The 24,810-nt window shown below is 60.5% G+C and carries 25 protein-coding genes; 11 read left to right on the top strand and 14 right to left on the bottom strand.

Annotation, left to right across the window (positions count from 1 at the left end):
• Positions 1–109 precede the first annotated feature (109 nt).
• Positions 110–628 carry a flavodoxin FldB gene (gene fldB / locus I6L46_RS11905; RefSeq protein WP_005335151.1) on the bottom strand — a complete coding sequence of 173 codons (519 nt, stop codon included), beginning with the start codon at positions 626–628 and terminating at the stop codon, positions 110–112.
• Between the two features lie 250 nt (positions 629–878).
• Between fldB and xerD the strand changes: the two genes are divergently transcribed.
• A complete protein-coding gene (gene xerD / locus I6L46_RS11900; protein ID WP_216975627.1) occupies positions 879–1,778 on the top strand; it encodes a site-specific tyrosine recombinase XerD in 900 nt (299 codons plus the stop codon).
• A 72-nt stretch (positions 1,779–1,850) separates the two neighbouring features.
• Here the strand turns inward: xerD and mscL are convergent, their stop codons facing one another.
• Positions 1,851–2,261, bottom strand: a complete 411-nt coding sequence (mscL, locus tag I6L46_RS11895; RefSeq protein ID WP_047438040.1) for a large-conductance mechanosensitive channel protein MscL — start codon at positions 2,259–2,261, stop codon at positions 1,851–1,853.
• A gap of 316 nt (positions 2,262–2,577) precedes the next feature.
• On the opposite strand from mscL, the gene I6L46_RS11890 reads away from it, so the two are divergent.
• The 3 genes from I6L46_RS11890 to I6L46_RS11880 all read left to right on the top strand — a co-directional run bounded on the left by I6L46_RS11890 (position 2,578) and on the right by I6L46_RS11880 (position 6,283).
• A complete protein-coding gene (locus I6L46_RS11890; protein ID WP_158112969.1) occupies positions 2,578–3,225 on the top strand; it encodes a disulfide isomerase DsbC N-terminal domain-containing protein in 648 nt (215 codons plus the stop codon).
• A complete protein-coding gene (gene recJ, locus I6L46_RS11885) occupies positions 3,191–4,921 on the top strand; it encodes a single-stranded-DNA-specific exonuclease RecJ (RefSeq protein WP_216975625.1) in 1,731 nt (576 codons plus the stop codon). The genes I6L46_RS11890 and recJ overlap by 35 nt, the downstream gene beginning before the upstream one ends.
• A gap of 177 nt (positions 4,922–5,098) precedes the next feature.
• Complete coding sequence (locus tag I6L46_RS11880; protein ID WP_216975623.1) at positions 5,099–6,283, top strand: MerR family transcriptional regulator; 1,185 nt, start codon at positions 5,099–5,101, stop codon at positions 6,281–6,283.
• A 67-nt stretch (positions 6,284–6,350) separates the two neighbouring features.
• On the opposite strand, the gene lnt is transcribed toward I6L46_RS11880, so the two are convergent.
• The 5 genes from lnt to miaB form a co-directional block, all read right to left on the bottom strand.
• Positions 6,351–7,895 carry an apolipoprotein N-acyltransferase gene (gene lnt / locus I6L46_RS11875; protein WP_216975621.1) on the bottom strand — a complete coding sequence of 515 codons (1,545 nt, stop codon included), beginning with the start codon at positions 7,893–7,895 and terminating at the stop codon, positions 6,351–6,353.
• 148 nt (positions 7,896–8,043) lie between these two features.
• Complete coding sequence (corC, locus tag I6L46_RS11870) at positions 8,044–8,928, bottom strand: CNNM family magnesium/cobalt transport protein CorC (RefSeq protein ID WP_005354092.1); 885 nt, start codon at positions 8,926–8,928, stop codon at positions 8,044–8,046.
• Positions 8,929–9,023: 95 nt separating this feature from the next.
• Entirely contained in the window at positions 9,024–9,488 is a 465-nt protein-coding gene (gene ybeY / locus I6L46_RS11865; RefSeq protein WP_216975619.1) for an rRNA maturation RNase YbeY, read from the bottom strand.
• Entirely contained in the window at positions 9,485–10,534 is a 1,050-nt protein-coding gene (locus I6L46_RS11860) for a PhoH family protein (protein WP_216975616.1), read from the bottom strand. The genes ybeY and I6L46_RS11860 overlap by 4 nt, the downstream gene beginning before the upstream one ends.
• Positions 10,535–10,588: 54 nt before the next feature.
• The gene (miaB, locus tag I6L46_RS11855) at positions 10,589–12,022 is read right to left on the bottom strand and encodes a tRNA (N6-isopentenyl adenosine(37)-C2)-methylthiotransferase MiaB (RefSeq protein ID WP_005335132.1); all 1,434 of its coding nucleotides are present in this window, start codon (positions 12,020–12,022) and stop codon (positions 10,589–10,591) included.
• Between the two features lie 265 nt (positions 12,023–12,287).
• Here miaB and I6L46_RS11850 point away from each other — a divergent pair, with 265 nt between their 5' ends.
• From I6L46_RS11850 to I6L46_RS11835, 4 genes are all read left to right on the top strand, one after another.
• Complete coding sequence (locus I6L46_RS11850; RefSeq protein WP_216975614.1) at positions 12,288–13,451, top strand: FAD-dependent monooxygenase; 1,164 nt, start codon at positions 12,288–12,290, stop codon at positions 13,449–13,451.
• Positions 13,452–13,500: 49 nt separating this feature from the next.
• Positions 13,501–14,067, top strand: coding sequence for a cysteine hydrolase family protein (locus tag I6L46_RS11845; RefSeq protein WP_216975612.1), 567 nt, complete (start codon positions 13,501–13,503; stop codon positions 14,065–14,067).
• A gap of 132 nt (positions 14,068–14,199) precedes the next feature.
• Positions 14,200–14,880 carry an excalibur calcium-binding domain-containing protein gene (locus I6L46_RS11840; protein WP_216978045.1) on the top strand — a complete coding sequence of 227 codons (681 nt, stop codon included), beginning with the start codon at positions 14,200–14,202 and terminating at the stop codon, positions 14,878–14,880.
• A 199-nt stretch (positions 14,881–15,079) separates the two neighbouring features.
• Positions 15,080–16,018, top strand: a complete 939-nt coding sequence (locus I6L46_RS11835; protein WP_216975610.1) for a sensor domain-containing diguanylate cyclase — start codon at positions 15,080–15,082, stop codon at positions 16,016–16,018.
• Positions 16,019–16,111: 93 nt separating this feature from the next.
• On the opposite strand, the gene I6L46_RS11830 is transcribed toward I6L46_RS11835, so the two are convergent.
• The gene (locus I6L46_RS11830) at positions 16,112–17,020 is read right to left on the bottom strand and encodes a LysR family transcriptional regulator (RefSeq protein ID WP_216975608.1); all 909 of its coding nucleotides are present in this window, start codon (positions 17,018–17,020) and stop codon (positions 16,112–16,114) included.
• A gap of 116 nt (positions 17,021–17,136) precedes the next feature.
• On the opposite strand from I6L46_RS11830, the gene I6L46_RS11825 reads away from it, so the two are divergent.
• Both I6L46_RS11825 and I6L46_RS11820 read left to right on the top strand, forming a co-directional pair.
• A complete protein-coding gene (locus tag I6L46_RS11825) occupies positions 17,137–17,382 on the top strand; it encodes a hypothetical protein (protein WP_216975607.1) in 246 nt (81 codons plus the stop codon).
• A 20-nt stretch (positions 17,383–17,402) separates the two neighbouring features.
• Positions 17,403–18,050: an HAD-IA family hydrolase gene (locus tag I6L46_RS11820; protein ID WP_216975605.1), complete on the top strand. Its 648-nt coding sequence runs from the start codon at positions 17,403–17,405 to the stop codon at positions 18,048–18,050.
• 114 nt (positions 18,051–18,164) lie between these two features.
• Here the strand turns inward: I6L46_RS11820 and I6L46_RS11815 are convergent, their stop codons facing one another.
• Complete coding sequence (locus tag I6L46_RS11815) at positions 18,165–18,767, bottom strand: nitroreductase family protein (RefSeq protein ID WP_216975603.1); 603 nt, start codon at positions 18,765–18,767, stop codon at positions 18,165–18,167.
• Between the two features lie 487 nt (positions 18,768–19,254).
• On the opposite strand from I6L46_RS11815, the gene I6L46_RS11810 reads away from it, so the two are divergent.
• Complete coding sequence (locus I6L46_RS11810; protein ID WP_058057159.1) at positions 19,255–19,737, top strand: YMGG-like glycine zipper-containing protein; 483 nt, start codon at positions 19,255–19,257, stop codon at positions 19,735–19,737.
• An 80-nt stretch (positions 19,738–19,817) separates the two neighbouring features.
• Here the strand turns inward: I6L46_RS11810 and I6L46_RS11805 are convergent, their stop codons facing one another.
• From I6L46_RS11805 to I6L46_RS11785, 5 genes are all read right to left on the bottom strand, one after another.
• Entirely contained in the window at positions 19,818–20,774 is a 957-nt protein-coding gene (locus I6L46_RS11805; protein WP_216975601.1) for a D-2-hydroxyacid dehydrogenase, read from the bottom strand.
• 132 nt (positions 20,775–20,906) lie between these two features.
• Entirely contained in the window at positions 20,907–21,671 is a 765-nt protein-coding gene (locus I6L46_RS11800; RefSeq protein WP_216975598.1) for a DUF3530 family protein, read from the bottom strand.
• 134 nt (positions 21,672–21,805) lie between these two features.
• Positions 21,806–22,372 carry an elongation factor P gene (gene efp, locus I6L46_RS11795; RefSeq protein WP_005335100.1) on the bottom strand — a complete coding sequence of 189 codons (567 nt, stop codon included), beginning with the start codon at positions 22,370–22,372 and terminating at the stop codon, positions 21,806–21,808.
• 45 nt (positions 22,373–22,417) lie between these two features.
• On the bottom strand, positions 22,418–23,626 hold the full coding sequence (earP, locus tag I6L46_RS11790; RefSeq protein ID WP_216975596.1) for an elongation factor P maturation arginine rhamnosyltransferase EarP: 1,209 nt from the start codon (positions 23,624–23,626) through the stop codon (positions 22,418–22,420).
• A 95-nt stretch (positions 23,627–23,721) separates the two neighbouring features.
• Entirely contained in the window at positions 23,722–24,765 is a 1,044-nt protein-coding gene (locus I6L46_RS11785; RefSeq protein WP_071913050.1) for a GMP reductase, read from the bottom strand.
• Positions 24,766–24,810 lie beyond the last annotated feature (45 nt).

Below are 24,810 nucleotides of genomic sequence, written 5' to 3'. Positions count from 1 at the left end.
AGTCGCTATAGCGTCATGCGATGATACCGATTGAGAAAATCGGTGCGATAACTGCGCCCGGCGGCCTGGGCCAGGCGCTCAGGGTCGTTTTGCCAAAACGTGGGAAAGATCAGAGCAGGGCGTGGATTTCGCTCAGGATCTGCTCGACCCACTGCTCGATGCGCGGATCGGTCTGGTCATATTGGTTGGCATCATCGAGGGCCAGCCCGACGAAGTGACGGCCATCGTCGATCAGTGCCTTGGAGGCATCGAATTCGTACCCTTCGTTGGGCCAGTAGCCCACCAGCTTGACCCCTTTTGGCACCAGCTGATCGTGCAGCATGCCGAGGGCGTCCTGGAACCATTCGCCATAACCAAGCTGATCGCCGAGGCCAAACAGGGCGACGATACGCCCCTCCAGATGGAGGTCGGCGATATCTTCCCAGCGGGACTCCCAATCCTCCTGCAGTTCGCCAAAATCCCAGGTGGAGATGCCGAGGATCAGGATCTCGTAATCCTCCATCCGGCGCAGGGAGACATCCTTGATATTGTGAATATCCACCAGCTCGGGGCCGATGAGGGCGCGGATCTTCTCGGCTGCCATCTCGGTGTAGCAGGTGGTGGAACCGTAAAACAGACCAATCTTCATCGCTCTTCTCTCTGTTGGCGCTTTCTCGCTTGCTTTTGGCGCGTTCTCGCATGCTCGTGTGGGCAGCGCCATGTTGGCAACACGATGGGTAACGTAAGGGGAGGGCGCCAGTCTAGCAGATTGCCATTCGACCTTCACCGCTCGGTAAGGGGCGTGGCAAACGTGCCTTATCTTTCCAATGAAAGTGCCTTGTCTTTCCAAGGAGTTGGCGCGTTACAATGGGCCATCGATCCCCTGATTGCAGCGCACCATGAGCAAGCCTGACCCCCATCCCCTGATTGAACCCTTCCTCGACGCCCTCTGGCTGGAGCGGGGATTGTCTGACAACACGGTCAGCTCCTATCGCAGCGATCTGGAAAAGTTCTCCCTCTGGCTCGACGAGCAGGGGAGCTCGCTGCTGCTGGCAGGGATGGACGAGATCCAGCACTACCTCGCCTGGCGGGTCGATCACCAGTTTGCGGCCAGCAGCACAGCCCGCTTCTTGTCAGCCCTGCGCCGTTTTTACCAGTATCTCAACCGCGAGAAGCTGCGCAGCGACGATCCGACCGTGCTGCTGGAGGGGCCCAAGCTGCCGAAAAAACTCCCCTCAGATTTAAGCGAAACGGAAGTGGAAGCTCTGCTGAGTGCGCCGCTGGTGGATGACCCGCTGGAGCTGCGGGACAAGGCAATGCTGGAGCTGCTCTACGCCACCGGCTTGCGGGTTTCCGAGCTGGTGGGGCTCACTGCCGAGCATGTCAGCCTGCGTCAGGGCTTGGTGCGGGTGGTCGGCAAGGGCAACAAGGAGCGGCTGGTGCCGATGGGCGAGGAGGCGATGCACTGGCTGGAGCGTTACTACCGCGAGGCGCGCACCCTGCTGCTGGGGGGCACCAGCTCGGATGTGGTGTTTCCCTCCAAGCAGGCCCGTATGATGACCCGCCAGACCTTCTGGCACCGCATCAAGCTCTATGCCCTGCGGGCCGGGATCAACGGTGAGCTATCCCCCCATACCTTGCGCCACGCCTTTGCCACCCACCTGCTCAACCACGGCGCCGACCTGCGAGTGGTACAGATGCTGCTGGGCCATGCGGATCTCTCCACCACCCAGATCTACACCTATGTGGCCAACGAGCGACTCAAGGCGCTGCACGGGGAGCATCACCCCAGAGCCTGAGTGGCTGCCCTCCCAAAAACAAAAAACCGCCAGCAGGCGGTTTTTTTATCTCTACACGACAGGAGATGGCGTTTATTTCCCTTGCTGGGATTTCAGCAGATCACGGATCTCGGTCAGCAGCTCCTGATCCTTGGTCGGGCCTGCCGGGGCGGCGGCTTCCTCTTCCTGCTTTTTCTTGAGGGTGTTGATGGCTTTCAGTCCCATGAAGATGGCAAAAGAGATGATCAGAAAGTCGATGATGGTCTGGATGAACTTGCCATAGGCGATGACCACGGCGGGTGTTGCACCTTCTGCGGCCTTCAGAGTGACCGCCAGGTCGCTGAAGTCCACGCCGCCCAGGATCAGGCCGATGGGCGGCATGATCACGTCACCGACAAAAGAGGAGACAATTTTGCCGAAGGCGGCACCAATGATGATACCGACCGCCATATCGATGACGTTGCCGCGGGCGGCAAAGGCTTTGAACTCTTGAATCAGACTCATTATTTCCTCCGAAATTAAACAAGATAGCGCGTTGATTACCCTTGCCAAAGGGCGAACTCTTGTCAGGAAAAACAGAGGCTAAGCCGCGTTGTTCCTGTCGTCCTGACTAGCTTGCGGGCGTTATGAGTCCTTGGCAATCGGGGGGAGCCATTTTTTTGGTACAAAGTGATATTAATTTTTTGGTAATTAGCTGATTGAATGATGAGCTGTGCTGCTGTAGTTTGCTGGGTCGATTCATTCATACCACGTGAGTAAACAAGTGAAGTATTTACTACTGGGAATGATGCTTTTGTGCACATTTGCTGCCAGAGCGGGGATGGATACCCAAGCCTTGAAACAGACCATCACGGCCCGGCTGGGGGTCCCCGTCTATCTGGTTGAACCGACCCCGATCGCGGGGTTGTACATGCTGGGCACCTCGCAGGGGGTGCTCTACAGCGATGCCAAAGGGGATTATGTGGTGCAGGGGGTCATGCTGGATATGACTCGCGACATGAAGAACCTGACCATCTCGGGTATGCGCGAGCAGCGCCGACTTGGCTTGGCGCAGGTGGCTCATGCCCCCATCGTGCTCAAGGCCCGTGATGAGCGTCACCGGGTTGCGCTGTTTCTCGGCGAGCAGGATGCCAAACGTCGTCAGCTCTCCGGCACCTTGCAACACCTGCAGGCATCCGGGGTGAGCGTGGCACTCTATCCGGTGATTGATCACGCCGAACGGGCCGCCGACTGGTGCAGCGATCCCCTGCTGCAAAATGATCCGTTAAAAGCCTATTTGCCTCAAACGGCATGTAGTGAGACCCTTATCCAAAATATTGGCCTGAGCCAATGGTTGGGGGTCAAGGTACTGCCGGCCTGGGTCTCCTCCGACGGGGATCTGGTGCGCGGGTATCAGAGCCCCGAACAGCTGCTCAAGATACTGGATAATTTTGATGCCTCTGCAAATCCGTCGTCGTCCGCGAGTTGATGATTCCCATCTGCCTGCCACCCTGCATCCCCTTCTTCGCCAAATCTTCGCCAGCCGTGGCGTAGAGGATCCTGCCCTGCTGGAGCGCAGCGCCAGCCAGCTGTTGCCGCCCCAGCGCCTCTATGGGATGGAGCAGGCGGTGCCGCTGCTGGCGGAGGCTCTGACCGCCCAGAAAAGGATTCTGATTGTCGGTGACTTCGACTGCGATGGCGCCACCAGTTCGGCGCTGTGTGTGCTGGCCCTGCGCGCCATGGGGGGTCGCCATATCGATTTCCTGGTGCCCAACCGCTTCGAATTTGGCTATGGCCTCACCCCTGAAATTGTCGAGCTGGCGGTGGCGCGCGGCGCCGAGTTTCTGATCACGGTGGATAATGGTATCTCCAGCATCGCCGGGGTGGCGGCAGCCAAGGCGGCCGGCATGCAGGTACTGGTTACCGATCACCATTTGCCGGGTCAGGAGCTGCCTGACGCCGATGCCATCGTCAACCCGAACCAGCGCGGTTGCGACTTCCCCTCCAAGTCGCTGGCCGGGGTCGGGGTGGCCTTCTACCTGATGGCGGCCCTCAACACCCATCTGCGTCAGCTCGGCTGGTTCGAACGGCAAGGGTTGCGCGCGCCCAATGTGGCGGATTACCTCGATCTGGTGGCCCTCGGCACGGTCGCCGATGTGGTGGCGCTCGATGGCAACAACCGCATTCTGGTCCATCAGGGCTTGCAGCGGATCCGGGCTGGCCGCTGCCGCCCCGGCATTCAGGCGCTGGTGGATGTGTCGGGTCGCGATGGTCGCCGTCTCACCGCCGCCGACCTCGGTTTTGCGCTGGGGCCGCGCCTCAACGCGGTAGGCCGCCTCGATGACATGTCCCTCGGGGTCGCCTGTCTGCTCTGCGATGACCTTAATCTGGCGCGCCAGCTTGCGGCCGAGATGGACAGCCTCAATCAGGAGCGCAAGGAGATCGAGCAGGGGATGCAGCAGGAGGCCCTCGCCACCCTGGAGCAGATCCGGTTTCGCGATGGCGAGGTACCGTCGGGCATAGTGCTGCACCGCAACGAGTGGCATCAGGGGGTGGTGGGGCTGGTGGCCTCCAAGGTGAAGGAGAAGTACTACCGCCCGGTCATCGCCTTTGCCGAGAGCAGCGAGACCGAGCTCAAGGGCTCCGGCCGCTCCATTCCCGGGGTGCACCTGCGCGATGCGCTGGAACTGCTCGATACCCGCCATCCGGGCCTGATGGGCAAGTTTGGCGGCCATGCCATGGCGGCGGGGTTGACCCTGCCCAAGGCCAACATCGAGGCGTTCGGTCGGGCCTTTGAGGCTGTCATCAGTGAGCTGGTGACACCGGAGCTTTTGACCGGGGTGTTGCTCACCGATGGCGAGTTGTTGCCGGACGAACTCAATATCGAGCTGGCGGAGCTGATCCGCGCCTCCGGTCCCTGGGGGCAGGCCTTCCCCGAGCCGCTGTTTGACGGCGAATTCGTGCTGGTGCAGCAGCGGTTGGTGGGGGAGAAACACCTCAAGATGATGCTGACAACCGATTCTGGTCACGCGGTGGATGCCATCGCCTTCGGCGTCGATCTCAAGCGCTGGCCCGATGCCTCGGTCAAGCGGGTACGGCTTGTCTACCGGCTCGACGTCAACGAGTGGCGCGGCAACCGCAGTGTGCAGCTGCTGGTGGAGCATCTGGAGGCGGCCGGTCTTTGAGTCGGTAGCATCGCTGCTCTATCGCCGCTTTATAACAGATAGCGCTGACAACGGCCACCCGAGGGTGGCCGTTTTTGATGGCGGATCTCTGGAAAAGGGCGTTGACCTGTCTATAGCTTTACAGTTTAAGCTCGTCTCTATCGGGTCACCTGAGGGCCCGCACCGTGAGTGATTGCCATGAAAATATCCGAACTGGCCCGCCGCTGCGGCCTAGCCCGCTCCACCCTGCTCTATTACGAGAAGCTGGGGGTGATTGCCGGCACCCGGGCCGCCAACGGCTATCGCCACTATGACGAGGGGGATCTGCAACGACTGCAGATGGTGCAGGCCCTGCAGGCGGGTGGTCTCAGCCTCAAGCAGTGCCTCGCCTGTCTGGCTGGCGAGATAGATCAAGCGGCATTGCAGGCCCGGGTCAGGGAGCTGGATGAGGAGCTGGCGCGGATGCAGTGCGCCCGGGAGCTGTTGGCGGATCTGGCAGGGTTGCGTCCGCGCTCCGGTGAGGAGTTCAAAGCCTGGCAGTTGCAACTGCAGCGAGAGGCACCTGAGGCCTACTTCGCGTGGGTGATGAAACAGGGTTTTAGCGAGAAAGATCGTTACCACTTGCAATGGTTGAGCAAAGACATGAATGAACATGAGCGTTACATCAAGGACTTTATCCAGCTGCTGGATGGCATGAGTTACTGGGGGCCGGGGGATCGCGCCTTCACCCAGCAGCAGTTTGCCGCCTTGCCCATCCGGCCGCGCCGGATCCTCGACATGGGTTGCGGGCGCGGTGCCTCGACCATGGCGCTGGCTCAGGTGACCGATGCCGACATTGTGGCCATCGATCTGGAAGAGGATGCACTGGCCGCCGTGGCGCACTCCGCCCGTGCTGCGGGCTTTGAGCATGTCTCCACCCTCTGCGCCAACATGGCGGCACTGCCGGACGATCTGGCCCCGGCCGACCTCATCTGGGCAGAGGGGAGCGCTTACGTGATGGGGGTTGCCAATGCGCTGAAGGCGTGGCGTCCGCTGCTCGCGAACCCGCAGGCTTGCATCGTGCTCAGTGATGCGGTCTGGCTGACCGATAACCCGCCCGAGGAGGCGTTGGCATTCTGGCAGCAGGATTACCCCGCCATGCAGACGCTGGCGGGCCTGCTTGAGACGGTACAAGCGGCAGGCTACCGTTGCCTGTCGCACACTCCCTTGCCGATGAGCGCCTGGAACAACTATCTGGCCCCTATCGAGGTCAATCTGGTGCGCTATCGAGACGAGCTGGGGGAGAGTGCCGCCTGGCAGGACTTGAGCCGGGAAGTAGCCATCCACCGCCAATATCTGGGCAGTTACGGCTATGTGATCTGCTGCCTGCAAAAAGATGCGTGATAAGTTGTCGTAAAAAAACGAGGCGCCTGCGGGCGCCTCGTTGTTTATCAGGAATTGCGGATGACCATTACAGCTCGCGAGCCCAGGGGTGAGCCTTGGGGCGCAGCGCCAGCGCCAGACCCAGCAGCAGCACGGTCAGACCGTAGAGGGGCCAGCTGCCAAAGCGCATGTAGGGGGTCTCGCCGTGGGCGGGACGCACCTCGCTGCGCAGCACGCCCGCTTCAAACTGCGGGATCTGGCCGATGATGCTGCCGTCGATCTCGGTAACGATAGTGATGCCGGTGTTGGTGTCCCGCAGCAGCGGACGAGCCAGCTCCAGCGCGCGCATCCGGGCGATCTCCATATGCTGCCACGGACCGATGCTGGTGCCGAACCAGGCGTCGTTGGAGACGGTCAGAAGGAAGTCGGTATCGGCATTGACGTTGCGGCGTACCTCCTCCGGGAAGATGATCTCGTAGCAGATGGCGGCGGCAAACTTGAGCCCCTTGGCGATCAGGTTTGGCTGTACTGCGTCACCCCGGCTGAAGGAGGACATCGGCAGGTTGAAGAAGGGGGCGATGGGGCGCAGCAGGTCTTCAAACGGCACGAATTCGCCGATGGGCAGCAGGTGGTACTTGTTGTAGCGGTTGGAGTGGTTGTAGAAGTAGGACTCCTTGCCATCCGAATCCTGCACCCCCATGCCGAGCACGGTATTGTAGAAGCGCTGTTGCTGCTCGTCGTAGTGAATGATCCCCGCCAGCAGGCCGGTATCGTTCACCTTCATCGCCTTGTCCAGATTCTCCAGATAGGGGCCCATCGCCTTCTCGATGGCCGGGATCGCCGACTCCGGCCAGATGATGATGTCGGCATCCTGATTCTCGCGGCTCAAGTCCTGATAGGTGCGCACCGTGGGGGCCAGCGCCTCCGGATCCCACTTGAGGGACTGGGCGATATTGCCCTGCACCAGTGCCACCTTGACCGGCTCGCCACGGGTCACCCAGTTGAGCTGCATCAGACCGTGAGCACCGGCCACCAGCAGGGCGGGCACCGCCAGCCAGAGCGGGGAGCGGGATTTCCACACCAGCCAGATAGCGGAGGCAGAGAGCAATAGGGCGAGGGTGATACCCTGCACCCCGAGAATGGGGGCAAAGCCCTTGAGGGGGCCGTCGATCTGGCTGTAACCAAACCAGAGCCAGGGGAAGCCGGTCATCACCCAGCCGCGTAGCCAGTCAGCCACTAACCACAGGGCCGGGAAGGCGAGCAGCCAGCGGCTCCAGTGACGGCCGCCAAAGAAGCGGGCAAAAACCCAGCTGGCGAGCGTCGGGTAGAGGGCCAGATAGGCGGAGAGCCCGGCCAGCAGCACAAAGGCGACCGGCAGCGGGATGCCGCCAAACTCGGTCATGCTGACGTGGATCCACCACAGGCCTGGCAAAAAGAGTCCCATGGCGTAGCCAAAACTGCGCCAGGCGGCCTGTTTCGGCGTGGCTTTGTCCAGCAGGGCGTAGAGGCCGAGCAGGGAGGGGATCACCAGCGGCCAGTAGCCGAAGGGGGAGAAGGCCAGCACGGCGATGGCACCAGAGGCCAATGCACTGAGGCTTAACAGAATTTTGGAAGTAACAGGGGATAATCTCACGGGCGATGGTGCTCGTCTTGGTGTGCAACTGGGGTCGAATGGCCGGTATCTTAACCTGTAAGCGGGGCAACGGCGAGCCTCGATGCCGGTGGCAGAGAGCACAACGCCCCGAGGTCGGGGCGTTGTTTCACACATCGAGCGGATCTGCTTATTGCGGTTCGGATTGCGCCGCCGCGTGGTGCTCGGGGATCTTCACCTGCAGCTGCTGCAGACGACGCCGGTCGGCATGCATCACCTTGAACAGGTAGCCATCCAGCTCGATCTCCTCGCCTTTCTTGGGCAGGTGGCTGAAGGCGTGCATCACCAGACCGCCTACCGTATCCACCTCTTCATCGCTGAATTTGGTGCCGAAGAAGTCGTTGAAATCCTCGATCTCGGTCAGGGCGCTGATGGAGAAGACCCGCTTGCTGAGGCGGCGGATCTCGTCCGGTTCATCCTCGATGTCGTCAAACTCGTCGTCGATCTCGCCAACGATAAGTTCCAGTATGTCTTCGATGGTCACCAGACCGGAGACGCCACCAAATTCGTCGACCACGATGGCCATGTGGTAGCGCTCTTCACGGAACTCCTTGAGCAGACGGTCAACCCGTTTGCTTTCAGGGACGATCACCGTGGGGCGCAAGATTTTCTCGAGCTGCAGCGGCTCGCTGGCGTGATGGCCGCCAAAGCCGAAGGGGAGCAGATCCTTGGCGAGCAGAATGCCCTCCACATGATCCTTGTCCTCGTTGATCACCGGGAAGCGGGAGTGACCGGACTCGATGATCACCGGCAGGATTGCATCCACCGGTTGGGACTTCTCGATGGTCACCATCTGGGAGCGGGGGATCATGATATCGCGCACGCGAAGATCGGCGATCTCCAGCACCCCCTCGATCATATCCTTGGTGTCCTGATCGATGAGGTCGCGCTCTTCGGCATCGGCTATCACGTCTACCAAATCATTGCGGTCTTTTGGCTCGCCCTGGAAGAGTTGGCTGAGTTTGTCGAGCCAGGTTTTCTTCGGCGAGCCGGTACTAGGGTGATCGTCGGTCATTTTCTCTCTTGGTTACTCGTATGAACACACTTGAAATAGTTCGGGTTATATAAGGATGGCCATCTGCTGTTTCAAGACGATGACCATCCGGTTCTTTACTCTTCGTCGTTCAGATAAGGATCGGCAAAACCGAGCTCCTGCATGATGTCGCGCTCAAGCGCTTCCATCTCTTCGGCTTCCTCATCCTCGATATGGTCATAACCTAGCAGATGCAGACTGCCGTGCACAACCATGTGGGCCCAGTGGGCCATGAGGGGCTTGCCCTGCTCCTCGGCCTCGCGCTCTACCACCTGACGGCAGATCACCAGATCGCCGAGCAGCGGCAGCTCCAGACCGGGTGGCGCCTCGAACGGGAAGGAGAGCACGTTGGTGGGCTTGTCCTTGCCGCGATAGGTGAGGTTGAGTTCGTTGCTCTCCGCCTCGTCGACGATGCGCACCGTCACTTCTGCCTCCTGCTGGAAGCCGAGAATGGTGCCGTCGAGCCAGCCTTGCAACTGGGCTTCGGTGGGCAGGCCGTAAGTGCTGGCACTGGCCAGCTGCAGATCCAGGGTTACGCTCATTGCTCACTCTCTTTGCTGGCGTTTGTTTGGCCGGCCACCTTCTCGGCGGCCTGTTTGGCGTCGAACGCCTCATAGGCCTGCACGATACGGGCCACCACCGGGTGGCGCACCACGTCTTTGGACTCGAAGAAGTTGAACGACAGACCATCGACCCCTGGCAGCACTTCCAGCGCGTGGCGCAGGCCGGATTTGGCGTTGCGCGGCAGGTCTACCTGGGTGATGTCACCGGTGACCACTGCCTTGGAGTTGAAGCCGATCCGGGTCAGGAACATCTTCATCTGCTCGGTGGTGGTGTTCTGGGCCTCATCGAGAATGATAAAGGCGTCATTGAGGGTTCTTCCGCGCATATAGGCGAGCGGCGCCACCTCGATGATGTTGCGTTCCATCAGCTTCTCGACCCGCTCAAAGCCAAGCATCTCGAACAGGGCGTCGTAGAGCGGGCGCAGGTAAGGATCCACCTTCTGGGAGAGATCGCCGGGCAGGAAGCCCAGTTTCTCGCCCGCTTCCACCGCCGGACGGGTCAGCAGAATGCGGCGGATCTCCTGACGCTCCAGCGCATCCACCGCCGCCGCGACCGCCAGATAGGTCTTGCCGGTACCGGCCGGGCCGATGCCGAAGCAGATATCGTGGCGCACGATATTGGCAATGTACTGGGCCTGATTTGGGCTGCGTGGCTTGATGAGACCGCGCTTGGTCTTGACCGTCACTTCCTTGCCATAGGGGATGCTCGGCGCCGGTTCGTCATCCTGCTCCAGCACTCGCGACTCCTGAATGGCCAGATGAACCATGTCGGGAGTGATGTCGGTCACCTTGCCACCCTTGAGGGGCTGGGTTTCCACATAGAGGTGTTTGAGGATGACGGCGGCGGCATCCAGCTGGGCCGGTTTGCCCACCAGCTGGAAGTGGCTGTCACGGTAGCTGATCTCGACGCCGAGGCGGCGTTCCAGCTGCTTGATGTTGTCATCGAAGGGGCCGCACAGGCTGGCAAGGCGCTGGTTGTTGGCGGGCTCCAGATGCAGATTCAGGGTCGAGATATGTCGGCTCAAAATATCCTCGTCTCAAGGCGCTCCCCATCCGCTGGGCGAATGGGGAGGAGGGGATTAATGGGGTGTGAAGGCGGCCACGCCCAGCTCGTCCGGCACGTTATCCGGGCGACGGGCCAGGATTTCGCTCGGGGCGGTGGCGATCCGCAGGTTCATCTCGCTCTCGCCGCGGATGAACTTGCCGCGCAGGGAGTTGGGACGTACCTCGGTGATCTCCACGTCGGCAAAGCCGCCGATCAGGGTGTGCTGGCCTTCGAAGTTGACCACCCGGTTGTTCTCGGTGCGGCCACACAGCTGCATCGGGTCGAGCTTGGAGGGCCCTTCCACCAGGATGCGCTGGGTGGTGCCCAGCATGGCACGGCCAATCTGCATCGCCTGGTTGTTGATGACGTGCTGCAGGCGGGCCAGACGGGCTTTTTTCACTTCCATATCGACATCGTCGGGCATGTCGGCGGCCGGGGTGCCCGGGCGCGGGCTGAAGATGAAGCTGAAGCTCATATCGAAACCCACATCCTCAATCAGCTTCATGGTCGCTTCAAAGTCTTCGTCCGTCTCATTCGGGAAGCCAACGATGAAGTCGGAGCTGATGGTGATGTCGGGACGGGCGGCACGCAGGCGACGGATCTTGGATTTGTACTCCAGGATGGTGTGCGGGCGCTTCATCATGGTCAGAATACGGTCGGAGCCGCTCTGCACCGGCAGGTGCAGGAAGCTGACCACTTCCGGGGTATCTTTGTAGACTTCGATGATGTCGTCGGTGAACTCGATCGGGTGGCTGGTGGTGTAGCGAATGCGATCGATACCGTCGATGGCGGCTACCAGACGCAGCAGCTCGGCGAAGGTGCAGATGCCGCCATCAAAGGTCGGGCCGCGGTAAGCGTTGACGTTCTGGCCGAGCAGGTTCACTTCGCGCACGCCCTGCTGGGCGAGCTGGGCGATTTCGTAGAGCACGTCGTCCAGCGGTCGGCTCACCTCTTCACCGCGGGTGTAGGGCACCACGCAGTAAGTACAGTATTTGGAGCAGCCTTCCATGATGGAGACGAACGCGGTGGCCCCTTCGGCGCGCGGTTCGGGCAGACTGTCGAATTTTTCGATCTCGGGGAAGGCGATATCAACCTGGGCACCACGGCCCTCTTGCACTTCCTTGATCATGGCGGGCAGGCGATGCAGGGTCTGCGGGCCGAACACGATATCCACATAGGGAGCGCGCTGGCGGATGGCATCGCCCTCCTGAGAGGCAACGCAGCCACCCACGCCGATCACCAGACCGGGTTTGTTGGCCTTGAGCTTTTTCCAGCGTCCCAGCTGGTGGAACACCTTCTCCTGCGCCTTTTCGCGGATGGAGCAGGTATTGAGCAGCAAGACATCTGCCTCTTCGGGCTCTTCGGTAAGGGTGTAGCCATTACTGGCATCCAACAGGTCGGCCATTTTGGACGAGTCATACTCGTTCATCTGGCAACCCCAGGTTTTAATGTGAAGTTTCTTGCTCATTGCTTCTCTTGACTTGTTTTGAAATCGGCATGGTCAAAGGACCGCGCATTTTACTCCGCAATCTGGATACTGCCTAGCTAATATCCAGCTGGCAATGGTGCTCACCCGATACCTGTTGCCAGCAAGCTCAATAAGCTTTCTCCTTGATTTAACGCAGCAATTCCCCGTTTGTCTCACTGTTTATCAGTCGCCCTTGCGCTATCATGCTGCCATCCGGTTCACGTCCGGGCGCTGTCGCCGGACGCACCCTTTCAGGAATAAATGCATGGAACAGTGTGATATCGCCATCGTCGGCGCCGGTATGGTGGGCGCCGCCACCGCCTGTCTGCTGGCGGCTCAGGGCATCTCGGTGCGGGTCATCGAGACCCAACTGCCGGAGCATTACGCGCCGGAGCAGCCGTTGGATCTGCGGGTCTCCGCCATCAGTCAGGCTTCGGTGGCGCTGCTGGAGCAGGCTGGAGCCTGGCAACATCTGCAGCAGATGCGGCTCTGCCCCTATCGCCGGCTGGAGACCTGGGAGCTGGACGGTTTTGCCACCCGCTTCAATTCCGCCGATCTTGGCCTGCCCCAGCTTGGCTACATCATCGAAAACCGGCTGGTGCAGCTCGCCCTGCTCAAGCGGATGGAGGATTTTCCCACCATCCAGACCCACACTCCGGCGGTGGTGACCAGCCTGCGCCAGGATGCGGATGAAGCTGTGTTGACTCTGGATGATGGCACCGAGCTGGCCGCCCGCTGGGTGCTGGCTTGCGACGGTGCCGAATCCCATACCCGCAAGCTGGCGGGTATTGGCGTATCGCGCTTCGAGTATCGCCAGCACTGCATGCTGATCAATATCGACACCGACTTCGCGCAGGAAGATATCACCTGGCAGCAGTTCACCCCGAGTGGTCCGCGTGCCTTCCTGCCGCTGCCCGGCCAGCACGGCTCTCTGGTGTGGTATGACTGCCCGGCCCGTATCCGGGCGCTGGTTGCCATGAGCAACGAAGGGCTTGCCGCCGAGGTGCGCCGCCACTTCCCGAGCCGGCTCGGCGGGTTTACCGTCACCGGCAAGGGGAGCTTCCCGCTGGTGCGCCGTCACGCCAACGACTATCACGCCGGTCGGGTGGTGCTGCTCGGCGATGCCGCCCACACCATCAACCCGCTGGCGGGGCAGGGGGTCAACCTCGGCTTCAAGGATGTCGCCTGCTGGGTCGATCTGCTGCAAGGGGCTGGCGCTGACTGGCATCAGCTGGCGCTGGCCGAGCGTTACGAGCGGCGCCGTCGTCCCGACAACCTGTTGATGCAATCGGGGATGGATCTCTTCTATGGGGTGTTCAGCAACGAGATTGGCCCTCTCAAGCTGGCCCGCAATTTGGTCCTCAATCTGGCGGACAGGGCAGGCCCGCTCAAGGAGATGGCGCTACGCTATGCGCTGGGGCTGGTTTGACCGGTTGGAACCAGATATCACGGGCTGAATTTGCGAAGGAGCAAAGGTGATGAACAAGGCACTGCTGGTGATCGATTTTATCAACGATATTGCCCATCCCGACGGGCGCATCGCCGCCTCGGCGGCCCATGTGCTGGAGCAGGATGCCATTGGCCACGCCAATCAGGCGCTGGCCCATGCCCGTGCCCACGGCTGGCTGGTGGTGCTGATCAAGGTGGGCTTCGACGGCGGCTATCAGCTGCAACCCAAGGGGTCTCCCATGTTTGGTCGAGCTAACCAGCTGGGGGCGCTCTCCCTGGCTGACAGTGGCACCGATTTTCACCCGGAGCTGGATGTGCAGCCCGGCGATCTGGTACTGGTCAAGCCCAGAGTGAGTCCATTCTATGGTACTGCGCTGGAACCTGCCCTGCGGGCCAACCACATCGACCACCTCTATCTGTGCGGGGTGAGCACCAGCTGGGCCATTCAGGCGGCAGCGCGGGATGGTCACGATCGCGACTACGCCATCACCATTCTGGAGGATGCCTGCGCCGCCGCAGATGCCACCGAGCATCACACCTCGCTGCGGATGCTGGGTCGCATCGCCGAGATCATCAAGGTGTCCCAGCTGGCTTGATCCTTAACGCAGGCTGCACCCGATCACCGTGTTGAGATTGACTCTGCGGCCCCCTGTCGGGCCGCAGCACTTTTGGGCAACATGATTGTCGGGCAAGATAGTGCTCACATGGATAACAACAAGGATGGACAGATGCGTCATCAGGGACGGATCGCGAGCTGGAACGAGGCGCGCGGCTTTGGATTTATTACGCCGGAGCAAAATGGCGCCGAGCAGGCAATCAATGGAGCACGCAGTGCAGGGCTGTTTGTGCATGTTACGGCGCTGCAATCAGATGGCCGCGTGCCCGAGCCGGGGGAGCGTGTCACCTATCTGATCGGCAGTGGCCAGGATGGCAAACCGAGGGCGTTACAGGTTTTTTTCCCCGATCGCCCGCTCACGTTGGCGGATGCAGTGCCGTCGGCCGCACCATCAGCAGCAAGATCAGCCGCATCATCGGCGGCGCCTGCATTTCGGGCGGCAAGTCAGCCGCCACGACCCACCTCGACCAGAGAGCGAAGTAACCCCTATCGACGTCGCAAGAGCAGCTGGAGTGGCAAACTGATCCCCCTGCTGGTGCTCGTCGGCCTCTTTTCCATCTATTCCCGTTTCTCGGCCGAGTCGATGGCGCCATTGCCGGTCTCCTCTTTCAATCAGGAGGAGGTCAGCACGCCACAGGGAACGACCTTTATTCGCCAGTGTGATGGTCGGCAGCATTGCTCCCAGATGACCTCCTGCGAGGAGGCAACCTGGTTTTTGCAACATTGCCCGAACACCAAAATGGACGGAGAGGGCGATGGCATCCCCTGCGAAAATCAGTGGTGTGGGCATTAAATGTGACTGATCAGATACATATGCTCATGATGTGCTCTTGATATCCGGAACAGGGAAACTGGCCTGAAACCTTGCCGGATGGTGTTCGATGGTGAAATTTGGTCTCAGTTGGCTAAGTGGGAACGGGGTGCTTTACTCTATCTGCTGACTTAATTGTTAATAGATGGCGGTATGCCACTTTTGCCACAGGATGGCCACCATGGCGGATGATATACAGAAGCGGCAGAGTCACTTCGCCGAGCGAGCCCATCATCTGGCTGCGCTGCTGGATTCGCTGGAAGACCAGATATCGGTGATAGATCGGGATGGCGTGATCCATTACACCAATCTCGCCTGGGATCTGTTTGCTGAGCAAAACGGCATGCCCAAGGGATATAACTGGATTGGGGTCAATTACATGGGGGCTTATGACGCTGAATCCGAGCCCTCTGGATTGGCTGCCGTGGAGGGGATCCTCCGGGTTATCCGTCATCAGCAGGAGAAGTTCTATCTGGAATACCCCTGCCACAGCCCCGACACCCAGCGCTGGTTTATGATGCGAGTAGCGCCGGTACCCGGGCTTGACGCCGAGTTTTTTTCCATCGCCCATATCAATATCACCGAGCGCAAGCTGCTGGAGCTGGAAGTTGCCAGCCTCTCCCAACATGATCCCTTGACCGGACTGGCCAATCGGCGGCTGTTCAACAGCTTTTTGCATAACGAGTGGCGGCGCAGCATGCGTGAACATACCCCACTCTCCCTCATCATGCTGGATCTGGATAACTTCAAGGCGTGCAATGACCATCTTGGTCATCAGATGGGGGATGGCTCCCTCCAGCTGGTGGGCCATCTTCTGCAATCCTTCTGCCAGCGTCCTGCGGATCTGCCCTGCCGTTTTGGTGGTGACGAATTTGCCCTGATCCTCGGCAATACCGACCAAAATACGGCCCAGCGGATTGGAGAGGAGATCCGCCAGGCCATCAACGATCTCGACATCGTGGTGGCAAATAATATTCAGCTTAGCGCCAGCATTGGCATTGCCACCTACACGGCAGAGCAACCGCTGGAGGGAGAAGGGGCGTTGCTGGCCGCGGCCGATGCGGCGCTTTATTGCGCCAAGGGGGCGGGTAAAAACCGTAGTCACTGCGCCAGCTGTTGAGCCGCATTGCCGCTTTTGTCCTGCATGCGCCCCCTTGAGGGGGCGCACTGTTTTTTGGCTGGTCACGGTGTTAGCTACCAGCAAGGGTTGGTTTCAGCGCTCGGGTGTGGCCGACACCGGCAGGGGATGGCTGGCGATCACCTGCCTGACGAAGTGATCTCGGATGGGGTCGGCAAAGTCCGGATTCCATACCATGCTGACCTCCCACTCGGAGCTGGGACCAGAGAGAGGATAGAGGGTGACATCGGGCCCTGCGATAAAGCTGACGCTGCGCGGCAGGATGGCATTGCCGATGCCCGCCGCGACCAGAGCCACCAGCGTCTGGATATCTTCGGCCTCCTGAACCATGCCGGTCAGCCGATTGGCGCCGAGAAAACCGGCGATCTGCTGGCTGAGCCCGGGGCAGCGGTGGCCCACCATCTGCAACAGGGGTTGACTGGTCAGTGCCTGCTGGACGTCGAATGCGGCCGGGTCTGGTTCGGTCATTCGTGTCGGCACCGCCAGCACCAGCCGGTCGATCAGCAGTCTGTGCTCCTGCAACTGGGGCATCTGAGGTCTGCGCATAAAGCCAAGCTGCAACTGGCCGGAGAGCAACTGCTCCTGCTGGATGGCGGAGGGCATATCCTGCAGATGGACCATCACGTCCGTGACCTGCTGTTTGAAGCGGGCTACCAGCGCAGGGGCCAGTGCAAAACTCGACAGACCGAAGCCAATCTTGAGCCGACCGGCTACCCCGCTCGCCATCGCCAGCGCATGGCTTTCGAACTCCCGACCGTGCTCGACCAGCGCACTCGCCTGAGTGAGCAGCTGGGCACCGAGCGCTGTCAGCTCGGCGCCGTGGCGGCCCCGTTTGAACAGGGTGCAGCCCAGTGCCTGCTCCAGCCCCTGGATCTGCTTGGTGAGGGCCGGCTGGGTGATAAAGAGGCGGCTGGCCGCTTCCCGGTAGTTGGCGGTGTCGGCCAGCGTTACAAACGCCTGTAGTTGCCTCAAGTCGAATTTCATTCCAATTTGTTATCAAAGGTGGCCATTTATTGATTATAAATAATCTAATCGCCTTGTTCTAATGGCTCGGCAAGGGGGGAATCGCCCTCCTCTGAACCGGAACAAGGAGCCATATCATGTCTACCCAACGCTATCTCTTTTTGATCAAGGGCAAGCTGGTGCTGGCCCAGCCATTGGCGGCCCCGGAGACGGGGGATCTGCTCGCCAGCCTGCTGCAACAGGGGTTTGTGGTCGGCCCCTTGCAAGTGTGGGCAGGCAGTGCCGAGCAGGCGCTGGCCTGTTATGAGCGTGCCGCCCAGCAGCAGGCCTTTGCCGATGCGCTCTCTGGCTCTCTGCCCGAGCTGGCCGGGGTGCCTGTATGAGAGTCTGTATGAGTGCTGGCATGAACACGATCACCCTGTCGGTATCCGCCCTGCTGCTCGATATGGATGGCACCCTGGTCTGCTCGACCGGCGATGTGGAGAAGGTGTGGCGGCTCTGGTGTCAGCATCATCAGCTTGCCCCAGAGCCGGTACTGGCTATGTGCCACGGTATGCGCTCACGTGAGGTGATCCGGGCGCTGGCCCCGCAGCTGGATGTGGAGCGGGAAGCGGCGCGGCTCGACGAGCTGGAGATGCAGCATACCGGCGGCGACGCCATCGCAGGGGCTGGCGAGTTGCTGGGCCGCTTGCCGCCAGAGCGTTGGGCCATCGTGACTTCCGCCAGTGAGCGGGTTGCCCGTCACCGCCTACGTTGTGCCGGTTTGCCGCTGCCCCACGTACAGGTGGGGGCCGAAGCGGTGATCAATGGCAAACCCGATCCCGAGCCCTATCTGCTGGGAGCCAAACGGCTTGGTGTCTCGCCCGATTGTTGTCTGGTGTTCGAGGATGCACCAGCCGGTATCGAGAGTGCCCTGCGTGCAGGTTGCACCGTGGTGCAGGTAGGAGGCGATGCGCCGCTCAATCCGGCGGTGGTGGCGGTGATCCGCGACTGGCGCGAGGTGAAGGTGGAGCCGGGGGAGGCGTCCCTGTTGGTGACGCTGCTCACCTGAGCGGTGGATAGAGCGTATTACGACCGCAGATTGCGGTATGAACCATCGCCATCAACACTGCATGCCGCAATAAAAACGCCCCCGAGATGCGGGGGCGTTTTGCTTTCTCAACGGTTATTTGAAAACGCAGAAACGGGTAGCGTCGTCGATAAAGGTTTTGTCGCCGGCCGGTTGCTTGATACTGCCAAAGGGCATCTGGGCACGCAGCAGCCAGCTGGCGGGCAGGTTCCACTCCTTGCGTACCGCCTCGTCGATCAGCGGGTTGTAGTGCTGCAGGGAGGCACCGACTTTCTCCTGCGCCAGCGTCGTCCAGACCGCAAACTGGGCGATGCCGGTGGCATGTTCCGACCAGATGGGGAAGTTGTCGGCATAGAGGGCGAATTTTTGCTGCAGATCCTTGATGACGTCGGTGTCTTCGAAGAACAGCACGGTACCGAAGCCTGCGCGGAAGCTGCCATCTACCTTGGCCTCACTCTGGGCGTAGGCTTCCGGCGGCACAATCTTTTTCAGCTCGGCTTTGACGATATCCCACAGCTTGTGGTGCTGGGCGCCAAACAGGATGACGGCGCGGGAGCTCTGGGAGTTAAAGGAGGAGGGGCTGTGTCTGATGGCATCCTGGATCAGGGCCGTCAGCTGCTCCGGCGTATGGGAGACCTGGTCGCCCAGGGCATAGATGGTACGACGTGCTTTGATCTGCTCGATAAACGGACTGCTCATAACATCTCCTTTGCTTGATAGTCATCGGGCGCCAGCCTTGTGGCCAGCCATCCCCTGTTGTTCAAGCTATAGACTATACCACCCGATTATCTTCCGGGCGTTTACATGTAGTGGTGACACTTTCAACTGAGGGTTAACACCCCGCACATAGGCGATCCTGCTGCTCCCCAGTGAACGGGGTTGAGGCGCGCTGAACTGCTAGCCCAGCTGAGATTGCGCCACCCAACCCTGCTCAGGTGACAGGAGCTGTCCGATCGTCAGTAGTTGGGGTGAGGCTGCGACAGCCTCCCGCCCCTGCCGAGGGACACGCCACACCTGTGAAATAAAAAATTTCTTGTGGTTATTCAAGAGATTGAATTCGGGCTTGCCGGTGACGCCTATTGCTGGGTTTCAAGTGAAAATCTACTTGCCGCTAGTCACCCACTGGTTTGCTGCCTGCCGATTTGTATAGTGCAGAGGAAATTAATCAGATTTGACAGGAGTACCCATGGAGATGAATTCGCGTGCTCTTCGCGTACTGGCACTGCTGGGCGCCTTGCTGGCTGGCAGCACGACCGTGCATGCTTCCGAGACCCTCAATACCATTCTGGGTGGCGGCGCAGGCGGGGTAGCGGGCACCATGATCGGCAAGGAGCTGGGTGGCGATACCGGTGCGTTGGTGGGGGCTGCATTGGGCGGTGCTGCCGGTGGGGCTGCGACGGCCAACAAGGGCAACAAGAATGAAGCGGCCCTTGGCGGCGCGGTGGGGGCGCTGGGTGGTGCCGCCATCGGCAAGAGTGTCGGTGGCGATACCGGCCAGCTGATCGGCGCCGGGGTCGGCGGGGCGAGTGGTTCGGCCATCGGTGCCAAGACGGGCGATGGCCACAAGAGCCAGGATCGCTATTACGATGATGACGACGATCATCACCATCACAAGCACCACAAGAAGTACAAAAAGCATAAAAAGCACAGATGGCACGACGACGATTGATGTGCTAGCAGTGAGTGCGGAAGATGCAAAACGGGGCCTGTTGGCCCCGTTGTGCATTGTGTGGTGACTCGATCGTGCAGTCACACCAGCCGGTGCTGGCGGCGACCGGCGGCAAAGGCGTTGATGTTGTCGATCAGCTGGTCGGCGAGACGCTGCATCGACTCTTCGCTGGCCCAGGCCACATGAGGGGTCAGAATGAAGTGAGGGTATTGCAGCGCCTTCATCAAGGGGTGGTCGGGGGGCGGTGGTTCGACGCTCGCCACATCGAAACCGGCGCCGCCGAGACTGCCGTTGGCCAGCGCCCGCAGCAGCGCCTCTTCATCTACCAGACCGCCGCGGCCGACGTTGATCAGCAGGGCACCCGGTTTCATCAATCCCAGCTCCCGCTCGCCAATCAGGTTGCGGGTGTAGGGGGTGAGCGGGCAGTGCAGGCTGATGACGTCCGAGCTTTGCAGCAACTCGTCGAGGGGTAGGCGATCCTCGTCGTGACTGGTGCCGACCTGGCTCTGGGCGTAACGCACCGTCATCCCCATCCCCTTGGCCCGCTCGCCGAGCGCCTGACCCAGAGTCCCCTTGCCTATGATGCCAAGCTGCTTGCCGTGCAGATCCATGATGTTGTGATCGAAGAAGCAGAACTGGCCGCTCTGTTGCCAGCGCCCCTCCAGCAGCGACTGGCGCCAGCAGAAGAGGTTGCGCGACAGGGCCAGCATCAACGCCATGGCGTGTTCCGGCACCGAGGGGCCCGAGTAGTTGCGGATGTTGCATACCCCGACGTTGGCAGCGCGACACGCCTCCAGATCCACGTTGTCGCTGCCGGTAGCGGCGAGCGCAATGAGTTTGAGCTCCGGCAACTGGGCCAGTTCAGCGGCGCCGATACGTACCTTGTTGATGATGGCGATGCTGGCATCTTTCAGCCGTTCGACCACCTGTTCCGGGGCAGTGCTGGGATAACTCTGCCAGTGGTGGGGAAAGTCGGGATGATGCAGGGTGATGCCCGCATCCAGGGTATCGCTGTCGAGAAACACAATCTGCTGCATGTACCTTCCTGCCATATTCGGGTTTGAACCGTCATGATGCCAAAAAGGGCGCCATCAGAGCCAGTATGCCGCGCCATGGCGGGTGGGCTTTCTCCGGCAGATGTGATGTTGCGCGCGCTTTGTGGCACGAGGTCAGAGCCAGCCCAGATGGTTGAGCCACCCCTGAATGCGGGTAGGGGTTTCGCCCAGTTCCATCAGGGCGTAGGGGCGATAATTGAGCTTGTGGCTGCGCCGGCTCTCGGTCTGGCGTGCCTCGGCCGCCAGCAGCGGCCAGCGGCCGCCATCCTCCTGATAGAGATCCAGAGTAGGGATGGTGCCCTGTGCTATCTCTTTTGCGAGGATCTGGTTGCTCTGCTGGTTGGGGAAGAAGCCATCGAGCAGCACCAGCGCATCGGGGGCGGGCAGCTGTTCGCTGGCGATAAGGTTGGCGGTCCAAGCAGCGCCGGTGCCTTGCGCCAGGATCAGCTTGAAGCCCCCCTCCTGCAGTTTGGCATCGGCCAGCTTGCTGATCCGCTCTGCCAGTTGCTTGCGAAAGGCGTCACTCTCCTTGGCTTTCTTCTCGGCGGCAGGGTCTAGCTCGGTTTGCTGGGGAGAGGGGAGCAGCAGCAGGGTATCAAAGCCCAGCTGGCTGAGGGCACGGGTCAGTTGCCAGAGCTGGCCGCTGCGCTGCCAGTCGGGCAGCAGGATGGCGAGCCCCACATAGTTGTCGCTATCGTGCTTGGCAAACAGCACCGTCTGCTTGTCGATCTGGGTAGCTTCGGGTTGCCCTTTCCAGTCGCTTGCTTGCCAGTGATCTAGGGGGAGTGGCTCCGCGATGGGTGGTGCAACGTCGCTCGCCTCTGCGACATGGCCAGCTAGCATGGTCATTAACAGCAGTGATAAGGATAATCTGGCCATAGTGTGCTCCCCCGGTTATCTGGGTTAGCGGCGGCGGCGCGATTTTCTGAAGGAGGTTGGCGTTATAGCTGCAAACAGGCAATAAAAAAGCGAGCCGGAGGCTCGCTTTTTTGCAATCAATTCAACGTGGTCAATTAGTTGACGCGACGCTTGAATTCACCGGTGCGGGTATCGATTTCGATCTTGTCACCGATCTCTACGAAAGCGGCAACAGCCAGCTCGTAGGTAGTGCCTTTCAGACGGGCAGGCTTGGTCACTTTACCGGAGGTGTCGCCACGGGCAGCCGGTTCGGTGTACTCAACTTCGCGCACGATGGTGGTCGGCAGTTCTACGGAGATGGCTTTCTCGTTGTAGAAAGTCACTTCACACAGATCTTCCATGCCGTCTACCAGGTAGTTCAGCACGTCACCCAGGTTGTCTTTCTCTACGTCGTACTGGTTGTACTCGGTGTCCATAAAGACATACAGGGGGTCGGAGAAGTAGGAGTAGGTGCACTCTTTACGCTCCAGCTGAACAACGTCCAGCTTGTCGTCGGCCTTGAAGACAGTCTCGGTGGCGCTGCCGTTCAGCAGGCCTTTCAGCTTCATTTTGACCACGGCGGAGTTACGGCCGGATTTGTTGAATTCAGCCTTCTGGACCACCATCGGCTCGGTGCCGATCATGACTACGTTACCAGCGCGGATTTCCTGAGCGGTTTTCATGTAAAAAATTCCTGTTCGTGAAACGGACGGATAAAAACTGCCAGATTATATACGGCTTTCCAGAAATTTCACCAACCTCGTGACGAGATCCCCATCCCGGAGCAGCTTCTGTGACCAGAGTCGCCCATGTTGCTGCCAAATCGCGCTGTATTGCGGCCATTGGGCCCAGAGTGCGCGGCAATCTTCACCACGGTTGAGAGCCAGATTGAAGCGGCGCAGCCATTGGGCGCAATCGGCAGGCAGATCAGCAAGATAGTGGTCGAGGAACTGCTCCAGCTTGACCAGATGGGCCTCCTCCTCCTGTTGGTAGATATGCCAGAGGAAAGGACGAACTGCCCACTGGGCCCGCACGAAGGAGTCCTCCCCGCGCACCAGATTGAGATCGCAGCTCCACAGCAATCGATCGTAACCAGCCTGATCGGTCATCGGCAGCAGCTTGATGGTGAGGTTGCCTGAGTGGAGCAGATCCCCCGCTTGGGCCGCAGGGATGGCATCTGCCAGACCGGCGCCGGTGAGCACATCGTTGAGAGAACGCCCCAGCGGCAGCAGCAGGGTGACGGGCGTGGTGCTCTGGCACCAGCTCTCGACCAGGCTTTGCAGCGCATCGCTCTCGTAGGTAAAGAGGCTGACCCGCAGCTCGTTCTCTTGTTTGGGCGGCAAACCGAGGCTGGCCCAGTAGGCTGCCAGTCCCGCATCATCTTGCTGCCACTGCTCCCGTTCGGTGAGGAGGTCGTGCTCGCACAAAAGGCCGCCGGTTTTAGCGGTAAAGCCCGGGAAGAAGAAGTATTTGTTGAGGCTTTTATTGCCAACCCGCTGGGGCGAGGCGAGGCCGTGGCAATCCTCGACCCAGCTCTCCGCCGAGAGGTACTCCAGATTGATCCAGCAGGGGGGCTTGGGTTGGCTCGCCATCAGTTCGGCCATTCGTTCAATGAAGGGGGCGGGCAGTTCGCAGGCAAAGGCCTCGATCACCACTCTGGCCGGGGTCATGTCGGTCGGCAGGGTCTCATGCCAGTGCTGGATATAGATGCCATCGACCCACTGACCATCCTGCGCCGGGTCGAGCCCGGGGCAGATGCGGGCGAAGCTTGCCAGATCGTCCACCCAGAGCCGCACCTGAACCTCATCGCCATGTGCCGCAATATTCCCCTCCCGTTTTAGCTGGCGGGCGAGTCGCCAGGTGACGCCGATGTCACCGAAGTTGTCGACGACGCAGCAGAAGATGTCCCAGTCAAACGGGGGCAGGGGAGTTGTCATGGGTCAGGGTTCCAAATGCAAAAAAACCGGTGCGCAGGGTAGCACACCGGTTGACTGGCTTCTAACCGTCAGCGTGTGACGGTCGCTGCGGCAGGTTACTCCTTGCCGTAGACGTTGTTCTCTTGCTCGCGTACCCGGATAAAGGTGGTGCGCTTGGTGAGCTCTTTCAGCTGGCTGGCTCCGACGTAGGTACAGGTGGAGCGCACGCCGCCCAGAATGTCGCGCACGGCGTTCTCGACCGGGCCGCGGTAGGGCAGCAGCACGGTTTTACCCTCGGAGGCGCGGTATTCGGCGACGCCACCGGCGTGCTTGTCCATGGCGCTGGAGGAGCTCATGCCGTAGAACTTCATGAAGGGTTCGCCGTCTACATCGATGATCTCGCCACCGCACTCTTCGTGGGCTGCCAGCATGCCGCCCAGCATCACGAAGTCGGCACCGCCGCCGAAGGCTTTGGCGACGTCGCCCGGGCAGGTGCAGCCGCCGTCACCGACGATCTGGCCGCCGAGACCGTGGGCCGCATCGGCACACTCGATGATGGCGGAGAGCTGCGGGTAGCCGACACCGGTCTTGACGCGAGTGGTGCAGACCGAGCCCGGGCCGATGCCGACCTTGACGATGTCGGCGCCGGAGAGGATCAGCTCTTCGACCATCTCGCCGGTCACCACGTTGCCCGCCAGAATGACGTGGTTGGGGCAGGCTTCACGAATCTTGCGTACGAACTCAACGAAGTGTTCGGAGTAGCCGTTGGCCACGTCGACACAGATGAAGCGCAGCGCTTCGGACATGGCGAGGATTTGGCGGGTCTTGGCGAAATCTTCAGCCGAGGTGCCGGTGGAGACCATCACATGGCCCAGCAGCGCCGGATCGGTCTCGTTGACGAAAGCTTGCCACTGCTCAAGGCTGTAGTGCTTGTGTACCGCGGTCATCATCTCGAAACCGGCCAGCGTGCGCGCCATGGCAAAGCTGCCGACGGTATCCATGTTGGCGGCGATGACGGGTACGCCTTGCCATTGGGTCTGAGTGTGTTTGAAGGTGAACTGACGGGTCAGGCTTACTTGGGAACGGCTCTTGAGAGTAGAGCGCTTGGGGCGGAACAGGACATCCTTGAAACCGAGCTTCAAGTCTTCTTCGATACGCATTACAAATTCCTTATTGAGCCTTGTTGAAAGTCACTTTTGCAGTGG

The organism is Aeromonas sp. FDAARGOS 1416, assembly GCF_019048085.1.
Lineage (GTDB): Bacteria > Pseudomonadota > Gammaproteobacteria > Enterobacterales > Aeromonadaceae > Aeromonas > Aeromonas veronii.
The sequence above is the reverse complement of the archived record's forward strand: the minus strand, read 5'-3'. Positions and strand labels throughout refer to the sequence as shown.